Annotated in this window: 1 protein-coding gene; it reads right to left on the bottom strand. The window is 73.0% G+C overall.

All coding sequences use genetic code 11. The annotated features are described in order from the left end of the window. Positions 1–6: 6 nt before the first annotated feature. Complete coding sequence (locus ABD308_RS38655; protein ID WP_344345677.1) at positions 7–396, bottom strand: hypothetical protein; 390 nt, start codon at positions 394–396, stop codon at positions 7–9. Between the last annotated feature and the right edge of the window lie 138 nt (positions 397–534).

Raw genomic sequence — 534 nt, forward strand, 5'->3', positions numbered from 1 at the left:
TACCGGTCAGCGGACCGGTCGTACCTCGATGACCTCCGCGCCGTAGCGGGCCAGGATGTCGGCCCGGGCGGCGTCCGCCTGGTCGGTGGACACCGACACCCCCGTCCCGTCCTCGGCCACCCTGACCTCGCGGATGGTCACCCCCTTGGCGGCCCAGTAGTCCCGGTCGGTCTCCGTGATCCGGGTCGCCAGCTCGACGAAGTGCTCGCGCGGGGCCGCCACGTCCTGGAAGTGGAGCGTCACCCCGAAGTGCGGGACGCCGTCCAGCACCGCCTGGTCGAAGCCGCCCCCCGGGACGCGCAGCACCCACACCTCACCGGTCAGCAGGTCGCCGCAGGTCCCGAAGTACTGGTCCGGATGGGCCGTCGCGCCGAGCCGCCTGATGTCGGCCTGCACCTCGTGGATCTGGCGGTTGACCTGCCCTCCGCTGGTGCTCGACGAGGGCTCCGGCGACCTGGTCGCCGGCATGGACCGCGGTGGCGGCGGCGACCAGTCCGAGGGCGTCGGACTGTTCATCTCCGCCCACCGCGGCAG

The organism is Kitasatospora putterlickiae, assembly GCF_039527695.1.
Lineage (GTDB): Bacteria > Actinomycetota > Actinomycetes > Streptomycetales > Streptomycetaceae > Kitasatospora > Kitasatospora putterlickiae.